The organism is Micromonospora sp. NPDC005237, assembly GCF_040607775.1.
Lineage (GTDB): Bacteria > Actinomycetota > Actinomycetes > Mycobacteriales > Micromonosporaceae > Micromonospora.
In genome coordinates this window covers 79,059-98,128 of sequence record NZ_JBEXHJ010000004.1, presented here as the reverse complement: position 1 = coordinate 98,128, position 19,070 = coordinate 79,059, and the positions used below count along the sequence as shown (strand labels likewise).

Annotated in this window: 14 protein-coding genes; 10 read left to right on the top strand and 4 right to left on the bottom strand. The window is 72.6% G+C overall.

Annotation, left to right across the window (positions count from 1 at the left end; translation table 11 throughout):
• Positions 1 to 3: 3 nt before the first annotated feature.
• Entirely contained in the window at positions 4 to 945 is a 942-nt protein-coding gene (locus tag ABZT87_RS12850; protein ID WP_354854444.1) for a threonine/serine dehydratase, read from the top strand.
• A gap of 4 nt (positions 946 to 949) precedes the next feature.
• On the opposite strand, the gene ABZT87_RS12845 is transcribed toward ABZT87_RS12850, so the two are convergent.
• A complete protein-coding gene (locus ABZT87_RS12845; protein ID WP_355135516.1) occupies positions 950 to 3,100 on the bottom strand; it encodes a tetratricopeptide repeat protein in 2,151 nt (716 codons plus the stop codon).
• Between the two features lie 284 nt (positions 3,101 to 3,384).
• Between ABZT87_RS12845 and ABZT87_RS12840 the strand changes: the two genes are divergently transcribed.
• A complete protein-coding gene (locus ABZT87_RS12840) occupies positions 3,385 to 3,876 on the top strand; it encodes a hypothetical protein (protein WP_355135514.1) in 492 nt (163 codons plus the stop codon).
• A 68-nt stretch (positions 3,877 to 3,944) separates the two neighbouring features.
• Here the strand turns inward: ABZT87_RS12840 and ABZT87_RS12835 are convergent, their stop codons facing one another.
• Complete coding sequence (locus ABZT87_RS12835; protein ID WP_355135512.1) at positions 3,945 to 6,365, bottom strand: M28 family peptidase; 2,421 nt, start codon at positions 6,363 to 6,365, stop codon at positions 3,945 to 3,947.
• Between the two features lie 326 nt (positions 6,366 to 6,691).
• Here ABZT87_RS12835 and ABZT87_RS12830 point away from each other — a divergent pair, with 326 nt between their 5' ends.
• From ABZT87_RS12830 to ABZT87_RS12800, 7 genes are all read left to right on the top strand, one after another.
• Positions 6,692 to 7,891, top strand: a complete 1,200-nt coding sequence (locus ABZT87_RS12830) for a fused response regulator/phosphatase (protein ID WP_355135510.1) — start codon at positions 6,692 to 6,694, stop codon at positions 7,889 to 7,891.
• Positions 7,888 to 9,621, top strand: a complete 1,734-nt coding sequence (locus ABZT87_RS12825) for an ATP-binding protein (protein ID WP_355135508.1) — start codon at positions 7,888 to 7,890, stop codon at positions 9,619 to 9,621. Before ABZT87_RS12830 ends, ABZT87_RS12825 begins: the two co-directional genes overlap by 4 nt.
• Positions 9,618 to 10,070, top strand: coding sequence for a response regulator (locus ABZT87_RS12820; RefSeq protein WP_354854435.1), 453 nt, complete (start codon positions 9,618 to 9,620; stop codon positions 10,068 to 10,070). Before ABZT87_RS12825 ends, ABZT87_RS12820 begins: the two co-directional genes overlap by 4 nt.
• The gene (locus ABZT87_RS12815; protein WP_355064560.1) at positions 10,063 to 10,872 is read left to right on the top strand and encodes an inositol monophosphatase; all 810 of its coding nucleotides are present in this window, start codon (positions 10,063 to 10,065) and stop codon (positions 10,870 to 10,872) included. The genes ABZT87_RS12820 and ABZT87_RS12815 overlap by 8 nt, the downstream gene beginning before the upstream one ends.
• Positions 10,873 to 11,186: 314 nt before the next feature.
• Positions 11,187 to 12,200, top strand: coding sequence for a hypothetical protein (locus ABZT87_RS12810; RefSeq protein WP_355135506.1), 1,014 nt, complete (start codon positions 11,187 to 11,189; stop codon positions 12,198 to 12,200).
• Positions 12,201 to 12,236: 36 nt separating this feature from the next.
• Positions 12,237 to 13,799, top strand: a complete 1,563-nt coding sequence (locus ABZT87_RS12805) for a fused MFS/spermidine synthase (RefSeq protein WP_355135504.1) — start codon at positions 12,237 to 12,239, stop codon at positions 13,797 to 13,799.
• Between the two features lie 71 nt (positions 13,800 to 13,870).
• The gene (locus ABZT87_RS12800; RefSeq protein WP_355064563.1) at positions 13,871 to 15,535 is read left to right on the top strand and encodes a serine/threonine-protein kinase; all 1,665 of its coding nucleotides are present in this window, start codon (positions 13,871 to 13,873) and stop codon (positions 15,533 to 15,535) included.
• A gap of 39 nt (positions 15,536 to 15,574) precedes the next feature.
• Here the strand turns inward: ABZT87_RS12800 and ABZT87_RS12795 are convergent, their stop codons facing one another.
• Entirely contained in the window at positions 15,575 to 16,243 is a 669-nt protein-coding gene (locus ABZT87_RS12795) for a TrkA family potassium uptake protein (protein WP_354854427.1), read from the bottom strand.
• 17 nt (positions 16,244 to 16,260) lie between these two features.
• Positions 16,261 to 17,595 (bottom strand): potassium transporter TrkG, encoded by a 1,335-nt coding sequence (locus ABZT87_RS12790; protein WP_355135502.1) that lies wholly within the window; start codon positions 17,593 to 17,595, stop codon positions 16,261 to 16,263.
• Between the two features lie 142 nt (positions 17,596 to 17,737).
• Between ABZT87_RS12790 and ABZT87_RS12785 the strand changes: the two genes are divergently transcribed.
• Positions 17,738 to 18,850, top strand: a complete 1,113-nt coding sequence (locus ABZT87_RS12785; RefSeq protein WP_355135500.1) for a glycerophosphodiester phosphodiesterase — start codon at positions 17,738 to 17,740, stop codon at positions 18,848 to 18,850.
• Positions 18,851 to 19,070: the final 220 nt, after the last annotated feature.

The window sequence follows — 19,070 nt, the reverse complement described above, 5'->3', positions numbered from 1 at the left end:
CCCATGGTGGACAAGAGCGACGTCGAGGCGGCTGCGGCGCTGGTGCAGGGTCGGGTCCGGCAGACGCCGGTCATCTCCGTCGACGGCGCCGACCTGGGCGTGCCCGGTCTGCTGAGCCTCAAGCTGGAGCTGCACCAGCACACCGGCTCGTTCAAGCCGCGCGGCGCGTTCAACCGGATGCTCCAGGGTTCGCTGCCGTCGGCCGGGGTGATCGCCGCCTCGGGGGGCAATCACGGCCTCGCGGTCGCGTACGCGGCCCGGTCGCTGGGCGTGCCGGCGGAGGTCTTCGTGCCGGTCACCGCCTCGCCGGTCAAGGTGCAGCGGCTGGCCGGCCTGGGCGCGCAGGTGCGGCAGGTGGGCCAGCACTACGCCGAGGCGTTGGCGGCCAGCACCGAGCGGGCCGGCGAGACCGGGGCGCTGGTGGTGCACGCGTACGACCAGCCGGAGGTGGTGGCCGGTCAGGGCACCGTGGGTCGGGAGTTGGAACGCCAGCTCGACGGGATCGACACCGTGCTGGTGGCGGTCGGCGGCGGCGGGCTGGTGTCGGGCATCGCGACCTGGTTCGACGGGTCGGTACGCGTCGTCGCCGTCGAGCCGGAGCAGATCCCCACCCTGCACGCCGCCCTCAAGGCGGGCCGACCGGTCGACATCGAGGTGGGCGGCATCGCCACGGACTCACTGGGCGCTCGCCGGATCGGCGACATCGCGTTCGACACCGCCCGTCGTACCGGCGTGGTGTCCGTGCTGGTGCGCGACGAGGACCTGGTGCGGGCGCGTCGGCTGCTCTGGTCGGAGCTGCGGGTCGCCGCCGAGCTGGGCGGCGCCGCCGCGTTGGCCGCGCTGGTCGGCGGGGCGTACGTGCCGCAGGCGGGGGAGCGCGTGGCGCTGATCGTCTGCGGTGGCAACACCGACCCGAGCGACCTGGGCCCGGCGGCGCCGCACTGACGGGTCAGCCGCCGTTGCGCAGGCGGCGCAGGGCGTGCTCCACCTGGAGGGTGTCCAGGTGGGTGTCCCCGAGCAGCCGCCGCCGGTCGGCCAGCAGGTGCTCGTACACCCCGATCGCCGCGTCGACCTGCCCGTCGAGCAGCAGCACCACGGCGAGCGTGGCCCGGATGGCGAGCACCTCGCTGCGGTCGGCGTGCCGGGGCTCCACGGTGGCCAGGGTGGCCCGCAGCTCCGCCTCCGCCTCGGCGAGGCGGCCCTGCTCCTGCATGCACCGGGCCAGCGTGTGCCGGGCCTGCCACGTCTCGGGCTGGTTGAGCGGCCACAGCCGGTAGCGGACCTCCAGGATGGCGTGCAGCATCTCCTCCGCCTCGGGGGCCCGGTGCTGGGCGAGGACGGCCAGCGCGAGGCTGTGCCGCACGATCATCGTGTCCCAGTGCTCGGGCCCGCGGACCTGGTCCTCGGCGGCGACGATCTGCCGCAGCTCCGACTCGGCCTCCGGCCACTGGCGCTGCGCCATGATCGCCTTGGTGAGCTTGTGCCGGCTGGCGAGGGTGTCGGGGTCGTCGCTGCCCAGCACGCGGGTGCGGTCGGCGATCACGTCGCGCAGCACCCGGTCGGCCATCTCCGGTTGGTTGCGCTCCAGCCAGGTGCGGCCCAGCTCGTGGCGCAGCGCCAGCACCTGGGGCCGGTCCAGGTCGTGGTCGTACGCGGCGCAGCCCCGCACGATCGGGTCGAGGATGTCGAAGGCCGACCCCGGCAGGCCGATCGCGATGAGGTAGCGGGCGGTGAGCCGGGTCAGCTCCAGCGCCCGGCGTACGGTCTCGGGGTCGTGCTTCTGTCGCTGCGGCACGAGGTATTCGCGTACCGCCTCGACGAGGTGCGGCACCAGCACGTCCCAGTTGGCCCAGACCGCCGAGTCGTCCGGGCTCTGCCCCTCGGTGGCGGCGAGCAGCAGCTTCATGACCACGCCGTGGTATTCGGCGATCTGCTCGCGAACCTCGTCGCGGTCGCGGAACATCGCGTGCACCAGCGGGTGCAGCGACAGCACGTGCGCGAAGGCCGGGTCGGTGACGTCCTCCTGGACATCGAAGTCGACCAGGGCGAGGTCACCGATGCCCTCCAGCACCTTCACCCGCTGCCGGGCGGTAAGCCCTTCGAACAGGGGCGACCCGGCCAGGATGGCCGGCTTGAGCACCACCTCGTAGGGCACCGGGGAGATGCTGAGGCAGGCCAGCACGTTGAGCAGCGGTCGGCTCTGCTGGAGCTGGCGGCGGGCCAGCAGGTCCAGTGAGATGTCGTCGACCTCGCGGACGATCTCCAGACCGAGCGACTCGTCGAGGTCGACGTCGGCGGCGTCGCGCGGCGAGCGGAACCGGCGTTGCACCGCCCTGCGGTAGTCGGCGAAGGTGGTGATGGTGGACGAGCCGCGCCAGACCGGGCTGGCGTTGACCGAGCGGAGGTAGTTGCCGGCCGCCCGCAGCGCCAGCGGCAACCCGCCCAGCTCGCGGGCCAGTTCGCGGGCGTCGTCGAGGCCGCCGGCCTGCGCGCCGGCCCGGTCGATGAGCACCTGCGCCCCGGCGTCGGCGTCGAGCGGGCGCACCTGGTGCAGAATCGACCAGGTGCCCCAGGTCGCCCGGTTGCCGTCCCGGGTGGTCACCAGGACCATCCCGTCCTCGGCCTCCGGCCTGCGCAGCCAGCCGGTGCCGTCGGCGAGCACCCCGTCGGTGGGGCCGAGTGTGCCGGGCTCGTCCACGCTGTCGAAGATCAGCAGCCAGGGCTGCTGGGCCTGGTTGAGGTAGCGCCAGACCAGGTCGGTCGCGCTGATCATGCCGGCCCACGCCTGGTCGACCTGGCTCTCCGAGGCGCCGAGCTGACTGACCACCTCGCGCATTCCGGAGTTGAGCCGGCCGGCCTGCACCCACCAGACGGTCCGGCCGTCCGCTCGGGCCCGGCGGGCGATCTCCAGGGCCACGTGGCTCTTGCCGGAGCCGCCCATGCCGCACAGGATGTGCACCGACGGCTGTTCGCCGTCGGCGTCTGCCGGATGCATGATCTCGTCGATCAGGTCGTCCCGGCCGTGCAGCGGGCTGTCCAGGCGCCCGAGTGGCGGGTCGACGGAGACGCGACTCGGTCGGTCGTAGGCCGGCCGGCGCACGCCCGCATCCTCGGGTGGAACGTCCGCAGTCAATGCGGTCCCCCTTCGGTGGCGAAATTGCGGCGCGGCGGGTGGCAGAAAAGATCATGTCCACTGAGTGGACATTCGGAGGGATAGTCACCCGCCCTACGTCAACCGCAAGGGTATCCACCACTGTGCTGGCTTGCACACTCTCCGTTTAGGTCGCCCGGCTGACCGGAATCGGCACCGGGAATTCCAATTCGCCGTCCATTCGGGCCGATCCGCCGTGCTCGTTCCTCGCGCGGCGGTTCCACGATGGACGCATGAACTGGTTGCCGTACGACGATGTGGCCGACTGGGGTTCGGTGCCGGACTGGTTCGGCGCGCTCGGCTCCATCGCGAGTGTGCTCTTCGTCTATCTCGGGCTGCGCCGGGAGATCCGCGCCCGGCGCACCGACGAGCTGCGGTTCCGCGCCACCCAGGCCCGGCTGGTCTCGGCGGTGGCCGAGATCCGGGGCAAGTCGGTGCTGCGGGTGACCGTGGCCAACGAGAGTGACGCGCCGGTCCTGGACGTGACGGCGCTGCCGCGACTGGTCCCGTCCGACGATCCGGAGGGCACCCCCGTGGACCTGGCCGGTGCGAAACAGGTCCGCCGGATCCACGGCCGGGAAAGTTCGGATCTGTTCGTCACCGTCACGGCGGAGCATCGGCTACAAGTGGCGACCGACACCGTTCTGGTGGAGCTCACCTTCACCGATCATGACGGAAACCGCTGGCGGCGTATCGGCTCCGGTCAACCCGAGCCGGTGAGCTGACCGAAACGCAATTCCAACGACTGTGGTCCGGCGGCTGATTCGTGCCGCCGGACCACCGGTTTTTCTTCTCAGAGGGGATACGTGCGGGCGACCGCCAGCATCTCGGAGCTGTGTGATCCGACGACGCCGACGGCCGGCGGCCGGGGCCGGAAGCCGGGCAGCGCGTCCAGCCCGTCACTGGCGTCCATCGCCCGCAGCGCCACCTGCGCTGCGATCGGCCGCAGCGTCAACGTGACCTCGACGCCCTCCGGCGGTGGGGCGTGGAAGACCAGTCCGAAGCCCCACCTGCCCGCGCGGGGCTCCACGGGCACCGGACGGCCGGCCACCTCGGCGCGCACCACGGTGGCGGTCGCCGTGTCGACGTGCAGGGTGGCGAGCCGGACCGCCCGCTGCGGGGTGAGCCGCAGCCGCAGCGTGCGCTCACCGCCGGCGCTGGTGTCGGCCAGCACGTCGAGCTTCGGCGCCGGCAGGTTCGCCGCCTGCGCCGGGCCGGCGCGCAGCTCCGCGTCGCCCAGGCCGGGGAAGTCGTCCGCCACGCTGGCCACCCCGTCCACGTAGCCGTCCGTCCACGGCTGCGGGTCGGTCTCGTGGCTCAGCCAGCGGGCCTGCCCGGTGCCGGCGTCCAGGGCGTACATCAGGTGGGTGGGCGCGGGGTGGGCGGCGTCGAACCGGTCCACGGCCAGCCCGACCCCGGCGAGCACCACCGCCGCCAGGGCGGCGGCCCCGGCCGGCAGCGCCGCGAGTCGTCGGGCCCGCAGCGCCACCAGGCCGCGCTGCCCGCCGGCCTGCGGGTGCAGCAGGTCGACCACCGGCAGCGCCGTCAGGCCGAGCAGCACCGCGACCAGCGCGGCCACCCCACCCATCGCCATGCCCAACGCGGGGAAGAGCAGCACCACTGTCGGCAGCAGGATCACCACGCCGACCGCGGCGGCGGCCGTCACCGCCACCACCGGCCACGGCCCGGTCTGCCGGGTCCGCAGCGCGACCAGCCCGCCGAGGGCGCCGGCCAGGGCCGGCAGGGTGGTGAGGTACGCCCCGCCGGGCACCGCCACGGCGAGCAGCACCCCGAGCAGGGCCAGCCAGGCCAGCCCGCCGACGGCGAGCGCGGCCGGGCCGATCCGGCGGCGGACCAGCGCGTACCAGGTGAACAGGATGGCGGCGGCGAGCGCCAGCACGGCCATCCGGTACCAGATCGGCCGGTACGGGTCGAGCAGTTCGGCGTACCCCGGACGGATCGCGGTGATCGCCAGCCAGAGCAGTTGGGCGGCGACCGGCGCGGCCACGATCGGCCCGAGAGCGAGGCCGAAACCGGCGGCGAGCTGTCCCGTGCTGGCCCGACCGCTGCGGCGGGTCAGCCAACCCAGGGCCGCGACGGCGAGCACCGCGAGCAGGGCCAGCGGCAGGACGAGCCAGCCCGGGTAGCGGACCAGCCCACGCGGGACCGGGAAGTAGGTGGCGTCGTACCCGGAGCGCAGGTCGGTGAGATCGGTGCGGCCGAACTCCCGGGCCAGGCCCAGCGCGTTGTCCCCGTGCTGCTGGAGGCTGCTCCGATCCATCGCGGCCGGGGTGTCCAGCGGCGTGTGGTAGATCGCGCCGCCGTCGATGTACGCCGAGTTCAGCCCGACGAACTTCTGGTCCAGGAAGGCGGTGAAGTCGGTGTCGTTGGGCAGCGCCCGGTAGATCTCCACCGCGAACGAGGTGCCGACCGGGTGCGGGGCGGCCCGGCCGAAGACGTCCACCAGCTTCGCGTTGTTCTTCGACGTCTCGAACATGATCACCGGGCCGGTGGAGCCGCGCGCCTCCAGGTTGAGCACCACACCGCCGTCGGCGGCGAGCGGGTGGCTCGCGGCGAACGCGGCCGCCCCGCAGAGACACGCCTCCTCGGCGTCGGTCAGCACGAAGACGATGTCGTTGCGGGGCCGGGGGCCGGTGGTCAGCGCGCGGGCCACCTCCAGGATGGCCGAGGTGCCGGCCGCGTCGTCGTTGCCGCCCGGCCCGGTCTGCACCGAGTCGTAGTGGGCGACCAGGAACACCCGACCCGTCGGGTCGGTGCCGGGCAGTCGGGCCACCACGTTGCGCACCCGGGCCAGGGTCGCCCCGCCGGCCGCGCCACTGAGCTGGCCGGCCTCCGGCGCGACGGTGTCCTGCACCTCCGTCTCCAGGCCCAGGCCGCGCAACTGCTGCTCGACGTGCGCGCGAACCTGGTCGTTGGCCGGGCTCCCGGCGACGTGCGACCGGGCCGCGATCACCTGGACGTCCTCGTACGCCCGGGTGGCGCTGAACTCGCCCGCCGGCGCGTCCGCCGGCCTCGGCGCCGGGGTGCGCAGGTCGAGCAGGCTGCCGGCGCCGACGGCCGCCAGCGCGACCAGCGCCGCCGCGGCGGCCAGGAGCCGTCGGCGCGGTCGGGTCAGCGCACGGTCGGCCGGGGGTACGCCCGGACCCGGCCGGAGCGGTACGCCCGCCGTGACGGGGGTGGGGGGTGCGCCCATCCGAACTCCTCGAAGGTGGTGGGGCCTGGGGTGGCACCATCCTGCCCTCCGGTGGCCCGGGACTGGATGGCCGGGCGTCCACCGATCTCCCGCCCGTCGGCGGGGCGCTCGGCCACCGGGCACCGACCGGCCGTCCGTTTTGTCCCCCGGCGGGCAGTGATCCGGCCCATCCCCGCCCGTGCCGCGCCCATCGTGTTGTGTGCGACCGTTGTCTAATACAGGATCAGCAGGGCACTCGGAAGGAGCCCGACATCACCAGCGAACTCCCGCGTCTCGCGGCGGTGACCCGGCCGCACCGGGGAGGCGGCCTGGCCGCGTCCCCAGTTGTGCCGTACCCGCACGGTGGCCTGGCGCGGCACGCCAACCTGCCGCCCGGCGAGCGGTTGCGGGTGCTGCTGGTGGAGGACGACGAGGGTGACGCCTTCCTGGTCGGTGAGCTGCTCGCCGAGACGAACTCGATGATCGACCTGGTGGTCGCCACCAGCCTCAGCGAGGCGCGGCAGCGGATCACCGGCGTCGACTGCGTCCTGCTCGACCTGGGCCTGCCCGACGCGCAGGGGCTGGACGGGCTGCGCCAGGTGCTGGAGATGCCCAGTGGGGCCGCCGTCTGTGTGCTGACCGGCCGCTCGGACGAGCACATGGGCATCGTGGCCGTCGCCGAGGGCGCACAGGACTACCTGGTCAAGGGCCAGGTCGACGGGGTGCTGCTGACGCGGGCGCTGCGCTACGCGGTTGAGCGCAAGCGCGCCGACGTGAACGCCCGCCGGCTGCGTGAGGTCGAGTTGCGCCAGGCCGAGTCGGCGCGACTCGAACGTGGCCTGCTGCCCCAACCGTTGATGACGACCGACCAGGTGGCGGTGCACACGTTCTACCGGCCGGGTCGGCACGCCGCGCTGATCGGCGGAGACTTCTTCGACGTGGTGCAGACCCGTCCGGACCGTCTCGACCTGATCGTCGGGGACGTCTGCGGGCACGGGGTGGACGAGGCCGCGCTCGGTGTGGAACTGCGGGTGGCCTGGCGGGCCCTGGTGCTCGCCGGGGTGCCGGACGACGAGGTGCTGCCCGCACTGGAGCAGGTGCTGATGAGTGAGCGCCGACTTCGGGAGATCTTCGCGACGGTGGCCACCACCCGACTCGACCTGGACGCCAACCGGGCCACCGTCCGACTCGCCGGGCATCCGCCGCCGCTGCTGCTCTCCGGTGGCCGGGTCGTCCCGGTGCCCGCGCCCGGCGGCCTGCTGCTGGGCGTACGACCTCGCCGGCCGATCGCCTACGACCTGGAGTTCGACACCGATGACTGGTCCCTGCTGATGTACACCGACGGCCTGATCGAGGGGCGGGTGGGCGCCGGCAACGAACGGCTCGACGTGCCGGGCCTGAGCGGGCTGCTCGACGAGCCGGCCAACCGGGAGGTGTCGCTGCCCGAACTGCCGGCCTGGCTGGTCGGTCGGGCCGAGCAGATCAACGGCGGCCCGCTCGCCGACGACGTGGCCATGCTGCTGGTCAGCCGGGGCGGTGGCCGGTGAAGCCGGTGAGCGGCGGCTGGAGTCTGCGCCGCCGGGTCATCACGCTGCTCACCGTCGTGGGCGTGCTGCTGATCGGCCTGGCCACCGCGGAGGCGGCGATGGCCGCCCGCAACCGCACCCAGATCGACGCCATCCTGAACCAGACCGGCCCGCTGCGGGTGCAGTCGCAGGTGCTGCTCAACGCGGTGCTCGACCAGGAGACGGCGGTTCGCGGGTACGCGGTCAGCGGTGACCCGGCTGATCTGAGTCCGTACGAGGCGGGGCTCGAGCAGGAGAAGGCCACCATCAGCGCGATGCGGGCGCTGCTCGACGACTACCCGCAGATCGGCCAGGAGCTGCGGGTAGTCGAGGAGAGGGCCGAGCAGTGGCGGGGGGCCGTGGCCGAGCCGGTCATCGCCACGACCGAACAGGATGGCACCCGCGCCGGCCAGGCGTTGGTCACCGAGCAGGCCCGGCAGCGGTTCGACGAGGTGCGCTCGGCCGTCGATGACCTCCAGCAGGAGATTCTGGCCGCCCGGGAGCAGTCCGCGGCGGACGTCCGCAACAGCAGCAACGTGCTGGTCATCCTGTTGATCATCGCGGCCGTGGTGGTGGTCGTGGCCGGCGCGGTGCTGCTGCTCTCGCTGGACCGGATGGTGATCCGGCCGCTGACCGGGCTGGCCACCCAGGTCCGCGAGGTCGCCGAGGGCGACTACCAGCACCGCATCGCCACCGTCGGCCCACCCGAGTTCATCCGGCTCGGCGACGACGTGGACGCGATGCGCCAGAAGATCGCCTCCGACCTGGCCGAGGTGCGGGAGGCCCGCGAGCGCATCGAGTGGGTCAACAGCCAGCTCCAGAAGCAGGCCGAGGAGCTCACCCGGTCCAACCGCGACCTGGAGCAGTTCGCGTACGTGGCCTCCCACGATCTGCAGGAGCCGCTGCGCAAGGTGGCCAGCTTCTGCCAGCTGCTCCAGCGCCGCTACGCCGGGCAGCTCGACGAGCGGGCCGACCAGTACATCGCCTTCGCGGTGGACGGCGCGCAGCGGATGCAGCGCCTGATCAACGACCTGCTCGCGTTCTCCCGGATCGGCCGGCTCACCACCGGCTTCGTCGACGTCGACCTCAACAAGGTGATGGGCGACGTGGCCGGTCAGACCGAGGCTGCCCGGCAGTACGCCGACGCCGAGCTGACCTGGACCGAGCTGCCGGTGATCCGTGGCGAGGAGCCGCTGCTCACCAACCTGCTGGCCAACCTGGTCAGCAACTCGATCAAGTTCCGCCGTCCCGACGTGCCGCCGAAGGTGCACATCTCGGCCCGGCTGGTCGGGGCCGAGTGGGAGATCAGCTGCCAGGACAACGGCATCGGCATCGAGCCGGAGTTCGCCGACAAGATCTTCGTGATCTTCCAGCGGCTGCACTCGAAGGACGCGTACCCGGGCACCGGCATCGGGTTGGCGATCGTCAAGAAGATCGCGGAATATCACGGTGGCCGGGTCTGGGTGGACACCGACGTACCGGAGGGCACGGCCATCCGGTTCACCCTCCCGGCACGTCCCGAGGACGTGGAGGCGGCTGCCGCCACCGACCCCGCCGAGCAGCCGCAGCCGGCCACGCCGGGGGACACGACGCCCGCGGACGAGGCGTCGTCCGCGCTGCCGGAGCACTCCGCCGGAGCGGACCAGCCGGACCGGGCCGACGGGTCGCCGGAAAGCGGTAGAACGGGTGACATGAGGGAGACGGTGGGATGACCGCGCCGGCGGACGGCAAGAGCCCGATCGAGGTCCTGCTCGTGGAGGACGATCCGGGTGACGTGTTGATGACCCAGGAGGCGTTCGAGGAGCACAAGCTGCGCAACCGGCTGACCGTCGTCTCCGACGGCGCCGAGGCGCTCGCCTACCTGCGGCGGGAGGGCCAGTACGCCGACGCGCTGGCGCCCGACCTGATCCTGCTCGACCTCAACCTGCCCCGCCGCGACGGCCGCGAGGTGCTCGAAGAGATCAAGAAGGATGACGAGCTGCGCCGGATTCCGGTGGTCGTGCTCACCACCTCCCAGGCCGACGAGGACATCCTGCGCAGCTACCAGCTGCACGCCAACGCCTACGTGACCAAGCCGGTGGACTTCGAGCGCTTCATCGCCGTGGTCCGGCAGATCGACGAGTTCTTCGTCAGCGTGGTCAAGCTGCCGCCTCGTGGCTGACACCCTGCTCGACGACGTCGGTGACCTGCTCCTGGAGGCCGCCGACCAGGTCGTGCTGCCGCTGTTCCGCAAGCTCGACGACGCCGACGTGTCGGAGAAGGCGCCCGGCGAGGTGGTCACCGTCGCCGACCGCCGCGCCGAAGAGTTGATCTCCGCTGGGCTGCGCAGGCTGCGGCCGGGCTCGACGGTGGTGGGGGAGGAGGGTGTCGCCGACGATCCGGGGCTGCTGCGGCACCTGCGCGACAGCGGAGACGTGTGGCTGGTCGACCCGGTCGACGGCACCGCCAACTTCGCCGCCGGCCGCCGGCCGTTCGCCCTGATGGTGGCCCTGCTGACCGACGGCCGCCCGACCGCCGGCTGGATTCTCGACCCGTTGGCCGGGACGCTGGCCGCCGGTCGGGCCGACGAGGGCACCCTGGTCAACGGCCAGCCGGTCGACGCCGCCGACGCCGTGCCGCCACTGGGCGACCTGCGCGGCGCGGCGATGACGCGGTTCCTGCCGGCGGAGGCCCGCGACCGGGTCCGCGCCGGCGGTCGGCGGCTCGGCGAGCTGCTGCCCGGCCAGCACTGTGCCGGCCGGGAATACCTCGACATCCTCACCGGCGAGCAGCAGTTCACCCTCTTCTGGCGCACCCTGCCGTGGGACCATGCGCCGGGCACCCTGCTGGTCCGCGCCGCGGGGGGTGTCGCCCGCCGGTTCGACGGCGTCGACTACCACCCGGCCGACGATGGCCGCGGGCTGCTGGTCGCGGCCAACGAACAGGTCTGGGCCGAGGTGCACGAGGCCCTGCTCGGCTCCTGATCCGCACACCGCGCGACGTCTCCAGACCGTGTGACGGACGTCCGCGCCGCGACTCCAGGCCGTCGACGACGACGGCCGTGGGGCGTCTCCGCCCGGTGTGCGACGACGGCCAGCGCGGCATCGGCGCGCAGTGTGCGACGACGGCGGCACGCTGTGTCGACACCGGGGCCGGCGGGCGCTCGCGGGGCTGGTCACCGGCGCGCGTTCCGGTATTGTGACCGGCGGTCTCCGCCAGCAGGCCGCCGACCGGCGCCGGCGGGGACGCCGCCGCGCAGAGTTCACCGGGGGCCGGCGGTCGACGGAAGGACGCTGTCGTGCCCAGGACCAGGCTCAGCCAGCGGCGCGTTCGCCGCGTACTGCTCCCTCTGCTCACCGCCGTCGCGCTGGTGCTCGCCGGCGGGGTGCCCGCGTACGCCGAGCCCGGTGAGGGCGGCACCAAGAAGCTGCAGGACGCGCTGGAGCTGACCGCCAAGGGTCACATCGAGGCCAAGGCCAAGCTGGACAACTCCAAGCGCCGGCAGACGGCGCTGACCGGCGAGCTGAAGGCCGTCGAGGTTCGGCTGGTCGGGCTCACCGCCCAGGTCGGCGAGGTGGCCGCGCAGTCGTACCGGGCCGGTCGGCTCACCCCGACGGCGATGCTGCTCAACACCGCCACGCCGCAGGCGTTCCTGCAACGGGCCGCCGACCTCGACCTGATGGCCCAGCGGGACAGCAAGCGGCTGCGCGATCTCACCGAGGCCCGGCAGCAGGCCCAGCAGGCCAAGATCGCCATCGACACCGAGGTCCGTGAGCAGCAGAAGCAGCTCGCCGTGATGGCGAAGAAGAAGAAGGAGGCCGAGGCGGCTCTCGCCGAGGTCAGCTCGGGCAGCAGCAACGGTTTCAGCGGCGGCAGCTCCGCGTCGGCGAAGCCCGCGCCGCGCAACTCCGACGGGTCCTGGCCGTCGGAGTCCTGCTCGGTGAAGGACCCGACGACCTCGGGCTGCATCACCCCGCGCACCCTCAACGCGCTCAAGCAGACCCAGGCCGCCGGCTACAAGCGGCACGTCTCCTGCAAGCGTGAGGGCGGCGGCGGCGAGCACCCGAAGGGGCGGGCCTGCGATTTCTCGGCCGCCACGAACGGCTTCGAGGACAAGAACGCGACCGGCGGCGACAAGGCGTACGGGGACAGCCTGGCCGCCTGGCACGTGCGCAACGCCGACCGGCTGGGTGTGCTCTACGTGATCTGGTACCGGCAGATCTGGCATCCGGGCACGGGCTGGCGGTCGTACAGCGGCAGCGGCAGCCCGGCCGCCAGCCACACAAACCATGTTCATCTTTCGATGTACTGACCCGAGACGCCCGCTTCGCTGCGTACCATCGCGACGATGAGCTCCCCACCGTCCGACGTCGCGACCACGCCGGTCTCCTCGGGCCCGTCCGTGCCGGTCACCGGCCGGGCGCTGCCCGGCGGCCTGGCCGCCTTCCTGGTCTTCTTCGCAAGCGGCGCCGTGCTGGTGCTGGAGACGGTCGCGCTGCGCCTGGTCGGCCCGTACGTCGGGGTGACCCTCCAGGTGACCAGCTCGGTCATCGGCATCGCGCTGGCCGCGATCGCGTACGGGGCATGGGCCGGCGGCTGGCTCGCCGACCGGCGTGACCCACGCGGCCTGCTGGCGCCCGCCCTGGTGCTGGCCGGGATCGCCACCGCAGTGACCCTGCCCGTGGTGCGCTACGCCGGGGAGGTCCTGCGGGGCGGGGCGGCCAGCGCCATCCTGCTGCTGGTGGCGCTCGCCGTGTTCGTGCCGGCGGCGCTGCTGGCCGCGGTCACCCCGCTGGTGGTGAAGCTCCAGCTCGCCGACCTGCGTCGAACCGGCCAGGTGGTCGGCCGGCTGTCCGGCATCGGCACCCTGGGCGGCATCACCGCCACCCTGCTCACCGGGTTCGTGCTGGTCGCCGCGCTGCCCAGCACGGTCATCCTGCTGTCGCTGGCGGTGGCGCTCGGGCTGGCCGGCATCGGCCTGGGGTGGTATCTGCGGCGGCAGGCGCGCACCGACCTGCCCGGTCCGGCCCGTACCCGGGCCGCGCTGGCCGTCCTCGGCCTGCTCGGGGCGGGGCTGACCACCGTCGCGCCGAACCCGTGCGACATCGAGACCGCGTACCACTGCGCCCGGGTCACCACGGACCCGCTCCGGCCCAGCGGCCGGACGCTGCTGCTCAACTCGGCCCAGCACTCGTACGTCGACCTGGCCGACCCGAAACACCTGGAGTACGCGTACACCAAGTGGATCGGCGCGGTCGCCGACGTGGCCGCGCCGGCCGGGCAGCGGTTGGACGCGCTGCACCTGGGCGGCGGCGGGTTCACCGTGCCGACGTACCTGAGCGCCACCCGACCGGGCACCGACAACGTGGTGTTCGAGATCGACGGCGGGCTCGTCGAGCTGGGCGAGCGGGAACTGGGCGTACGCCCGGGGCCGGGCCTGCGAACGGTGGTGGGCGACGCCCGCATGCTGGTCGCCGGTGAGCCGGCGGACAGCCGCGACCTGGTCGTCGGCGACGCGTTCGGTCACCTGGTGGTGCCCTGGCACCTGGCGACCCGGGAGATGGCCGCCGAGATCCGGCGGGTGACCCGCCCCGGCGGCGTGTACGTGCAGAACGTCATCGACTACCCGCCGCTGCGGTTCATCCGCGCCGAGTTGGCCACGGTGGCCGACGAGTTCACCCACGTCGCGTTGATCGCCCCGCCGGAGGCGCTCGCCGAGGAGCGGGGCAGCAACTTCCTCATCGTCGGCTCCGACGCGCCGTTGCCGCTGGCCGCCGTCCGCGCCCGCCTCGACGAGGTCGACCGGAGCGTCAGCCTGCTCTCCGGCGCGGGCCTCACGGACTTCATCGGGGAGGCGACGGTGCTGACCGACGACTACGCCCCGGTGGACCAACTGCTGGCGACCGCCTGAACGGGTGATATTCCTGACCGATTCCGATCCTTCAGGTGTAGCCCGGTCTCCTGCGGGCAACAACGGCCACCATGGGCGGTGGGGACCGGAACGGCGCACAACTCCTCGATGAGCGGTACCGGCTCATCGAGCAGCTCGGCGCGGGCGGCATGTCGGTGGTCTGGCGCGGTTACGACGAGGTGCTGGGCCGCCAGGTCGCGGTGAAGGTGCTGGCCTCGCGGCTGGCCAGCGACCGGGCCTTCCGGCACCGGATTCGCATCGAGGCGCAGGCCGCCGCGCGGCTCTGCCACCCCAACATCACCAACGTGTACGACTACGGCGAGTCCCACCAGGTCGGCATCACCGTGCCGTACGTGGTGATGGAGCTTGTCGACGGCGGTTCGCTGGCCGGCCGACTGGGCCGGGAGGTGCGGCTGCCGTGGCGTGCGGCGGTGACCATCGGCGCGGAGGTCAGCTCGGCGCTGGCCACCGCGCACGCTCGCGGGGTCGTGCACCGCGACGTCACCCCGGGCAACGTCATGCTCACCTCGACCGGGGTGAAGGTGGTCGACTTCGGCATCTCCGCGCTGGTCGGGGAGAGCGAGAAGGGGCCGGACGGCGCGCTGCTCGGCACGCCCGCGTACCTCGCGCCGGAGCGGCTGGACAACGGCCAGGTCTCCCCGGCCACCGACGTGTACGCCGTGGGGCTGCTGCTCTACCGGATGCTCACCGGCCGGCTGCCGTGGGAGGCGAACACGACCACGCAGATGCTGCGTGCGCACATGTACAGCGACCCGGACCCGATGCCTGCGGTGCCCGGACTGCCCGACGCGGTGACCGACCTGGTGCGGCGCTGCCTGGCCAAGCGCCCCGCCGACCGGCCGACCACCGCCGAGCTGGCCCGCACCCTCGCCGAGGCGGCCGGCATGCTGGCGGCGGTGCCGGTGTCGCCGGCGGCCGGTCCGCTGGATCCCGCCGAGCTGGCCAACGCCGGAACCACGATCCTGCCCTGGTCGGCGGAGACGGACGCGCTTCCGCTCTCGCGTACCCGGCGCAGCCGCGACCGACGGGTGAACCGGCGGCGGCGGCGGGTGGAGGCCGGGGTGGCAGCCGTCGGGCTGATCGCGGTCACCGGGGCGATGTGGGGGTTCACCTCCCGCAGCCCCGCCAGCGGCGAGGACCGGCCCACGACCGAGGCGCGGATGGGCCTGCCCGAGACGGCCCCCTGCGAGGTGGCGTACGCGCTGCGCACCGACTCCGGCAAGGACTTCACCGCCGAGCTGACCCTGACCAACACCGGTGACCGCGAGCTGCGCGACTGGACGATGAACTTCACGTTCCCCGGCCAACAGACGGTGACGAAGGCGGAGCCCGCCCCGGTGCAGCAGCAGGGCGGATCGGTGCAGATCCGGCCCGCTGCGCAGCGGACGATTCTGGCGCCGGGCGCGGCCGAGAAGCTCACCCTCGCCGGGACGTACAAGGGGGCTAACCCGTTGCCGGTGGAGTTCCGGCTCGGCGACGCGACCTGCAGGGTACGCGTCTCCGGGGTGGCCGGGACGACCCCGTCCACGGCCCCGCCGAGCAAGGCTGCCCCGACGAAGGCCCCGACGAAGGCACCGACCAAGAAGACGACGGTACGCAGCGGCTCCGGCGGTGCCGCGCCGAAGCCCAAGCCCCCGAAGCCCGCCAAGGCCCCCGCGAAGGAGCACGCGAAGCCGACCGACGCCAAGGGACCGGGTGGTCCGGGAAAAGGGTGAAGGCGCCCCATAAGCGCGCCGCGCACCACAAATGAGGCGTCAGCGTCGCCCCGCGAACCGCTGCACCTGGTCGATCCCACCCTCCACGACCAGCACCCCGTCCCGCGGCAGCGCCGTGTCGTCCGAGGCGTACCGGAAGCGTTCACCGGGCACCTTCGCGCCGATCACCCGGACCCCGTAGCGCTCCTCCGGGCGCAGGTCGAGCAGGGTACGACCGGCCAGCGACTGTGGCACGCGGACGGTGGCGATCGCGAAGTCGTCGTCGAACTCGATGAAGTCGAGCAGCCGGCTGACGATCAGGTGGGCCACCCGGTCCCCGGTCTCCGCCTCCGGAAAGATCACGTGGTGCGCGCCCACCGACGACAGGATCTTGGCGTGCTTCTGCGAGGTGGCGCGGGCCCAGATCTGCGGCAGACCCAGCTCGACCAGCGCCAGCACGGTGAGCACGCTCGCCTCCACCGAGGCCCCGATGGCCACCACGGCCCGGCCGAAGCTGGTGACGCCGAGCTGCCGCAGGGCGCCCTCCTCGGTCGTGTCCGCCTGGACCACCCGGTCGAGTTGGGTCGAGAAGCGCTGCACCTGATCCGGGTCGCGGTCGATGGCCAGCACCTCACGGTCCATCCGGGTGAGAGCGCCGGCCAGGTGGCACCCGAACCGACCCAGCCCGATCACCACGATGCCGCTGCCGTCCGATCGTCTCGCCGACACCTCGACCCTCCTTCTCGTCAGCCGACAATGGGTTGTTCCTGGGGATAGCGATAGAGCCTGCGCCGGGTGTTCAGGGCGATCGCCGACCCGAGGGTGAGCGGCCCGACCCGGCCGATGAACATCAGCACGGTCAACACCACCTGGCCGCTGGGCGGCAACTCGCTGGCCAGACCGATGGTCAGCCCGGTGGTGCTGAACGCGGAGGTGACCTCGAACAGGGCGGCGATGAACCGCACGCCCTCGGTGAGCAGCAACAGGAGCATCGTTCCGGCCGTGACCAGCGCGACGCTGAGCAGGGCCACGGTGATGGCCTGCCGCTGGCTGGCGGTGGCCACCCGGCGGTGCCCGACCGTCACGTCGGGCTCGCCGCGCAGCTCCGCCCAGATGGTGAACGCCAGGAGGAAGAACGTGGACACCTTGATTCCACCGGCCGTGCTGGCGCTGCCGCCGCCGATGAACATCAGCACGATCAGCAGCGGGTAGCTCTCCTCCTGCAGGTCCGTGATGTTCAGCACGTTGAAGCCACCGGTACGGCTCAACGCGATCTGGGTGAAGGACGCGAGCACCTTGCCCTCGGCGTCGTACAAGCCGATGGTGCTGACGTTGGTCCACTCGGCGGCGAGCAGGCCGACGACGCCGAGGATCAGCAGCGCCACGCTGCCCCAGATGGTCAGCTTGGTCGCCACCGCCCAGCCCGCCGGCCTGCGCCACTCGCGCACGGCCTCGAACAGGGCCGGAAACCCGAGCCCGCCGACGATGGCGCCGAACGCCAGCGGCAACGACACCCACGGATCACGATCGAAGGCCAGCAGCCCGTCCGAGTAGAGCGCGAAGCCGCCATTGTTGAACGCCTGGACGGCATGGAACACGCCGGACCAGAGGGCCCGACCAGGCGTGTAGTCGTACGCCCACCAGAGGCGGCCGGCGACCAGCGCAATCATCACCGCCTCGCACGCGAAGACGGTGACCGCGATCCGCCGCAGCAGCCGGGCCACGTCACCGACCCCGAACTCCGCCGTTTCGGCCTGCACCAGCAGCCGGTTGCGCAGCCCGAGCCGGCGCGAGACCACGAGGATGACCAGCGCCGCGGCGGTGAGGATGCCGAGACCACCGAGCTGAGTGAGCAGGGTGATCACCACCAGGCCCCAACCGGACCAGTAGTTGGGGGTGTCAGTGACGGCCATGCCGGTGACGGACACCGCCGAGGTGGCGGTGAACAAGGCGGTGACCAGGGACGGACGCTGGTGCTGGATGGTCGACCAGCGCGCCAGCAGCAGCGCGGTGCCGAGCAGGATCGGCACCAGGAACCCCAGCGGCACCAGCCGCACGGGGTTGCGGAGTAACCGGCGCACCAGACAATCTTCCTTTTCCGGGTGGCCGCCCGAGTGGGAACGCCCATTCCGGAGATTCACCTGCCGGCCAGTCATCGACCAACTCCCGGTCAATCTCGGGGGGTCTGCTGTCTGCGACATCCCTCGATGACAGGAGACGGCGTTGCGACGTACCCTCTCGACCCTCGGCGTGGCCGGCGCGCTGCTCGCCGCCGCCGTGGCCGTGCCCACGATGGCCGCCGCCGACCCCTCGACCGGGGCCGACCGCGCCCGCGGCAACGACCGGCCGATCGTCATCGGTCACCGGGGCGCCAGCGGCTACCGGCCGGAGCACACCCTGGAGGCGTACCGGCTGGCGATCCGGATGGGCGCCGACTACGTCGAGCCGGACCTGGTGTCCACCTCCGACGGTGTCCTGGTCGCCCGACACGAGAACGAGATCTCCGGGACCACCGACGTGTCGACGCACCCGGAGTTCGCCGCCCGGAAGACGACGAAGACCATCGACGGTGTCGCCGTGACCGGCTGGTTCACCGAGGACTTCACCCTGGCCGAGCTGAAGACGCTGCGGGCCAAGGAGCGGCTGCCGCAGGTCCGCGTGGCGAACACCGCCTTCGACGGACGCTTCGAGGTGCCCACCCTCCAGGAGGTCATCGACCTCGCGCGCACCGAGGGGCGGGCACGGGGCCGCACCATCGGCATCTACCCGGAGACCAAGCACCCGACCTACTTCACGTCGATCGGACTGCCGCTGGAGGAGCCGCTGCTGAAGGTGCTGCGCCGGAACAAGCTGGACCACCGGAACTCGCCGGTCTTCATCCAGTCGTTCGAGACGGCCAACCTGCGTCGACTGAGCCGGCTGACCGACGTGAAGCTCGTCCAGCTGCTCGACGCCACCGGCCGCCCGTACGACTTCACCGCCGCCGGCGACACCCGCAGCTACCAGGACCTCGCCACGGCGGCCGGCCTGAAGTGGATCGCCGGGTACGCCGACGGCATCGGGGCGAACAAGAACCTGATCGTGCCCCGCGACGCCGCAGGCAAGCTGCTCGCCCCGACGAACGTGGTGCGTGACGCACACCGCGAGCGGCTGCTCGTGCACGCCTGGACGTTCCGCGCGGAGAACCAGTTCCTCCCCGTGGACTTCCGGATCGGCACCGACCCGAACGCGCGCGGCGACATCACGTCCGAGTACGAACTCTTCCTCGGCCTGGGTCTGGACGGCGTCTTCAGCGACCACCCGGACACGGCAGTCGCCGCCCGCGCCGGCCTCTGAGCCCCTGCGAGCTGCTGATCCCCTGCGAGCTGCTGATCCATCGCGAGCCTCGGCCCGGAGCTGACCCGCTCCGAGTCGACCACCGGGCCGATCACGCCCGGCCCACACGCTGGCCCGTCGTCCGTCACCTCGGACGCCGGGCCAGCGGCGTCTCCGGCACAGCCCGCAGGCCCAAGACCCGCCGACCTCTTGTGCGGGACGCCCCACTCGACCGAAGCCA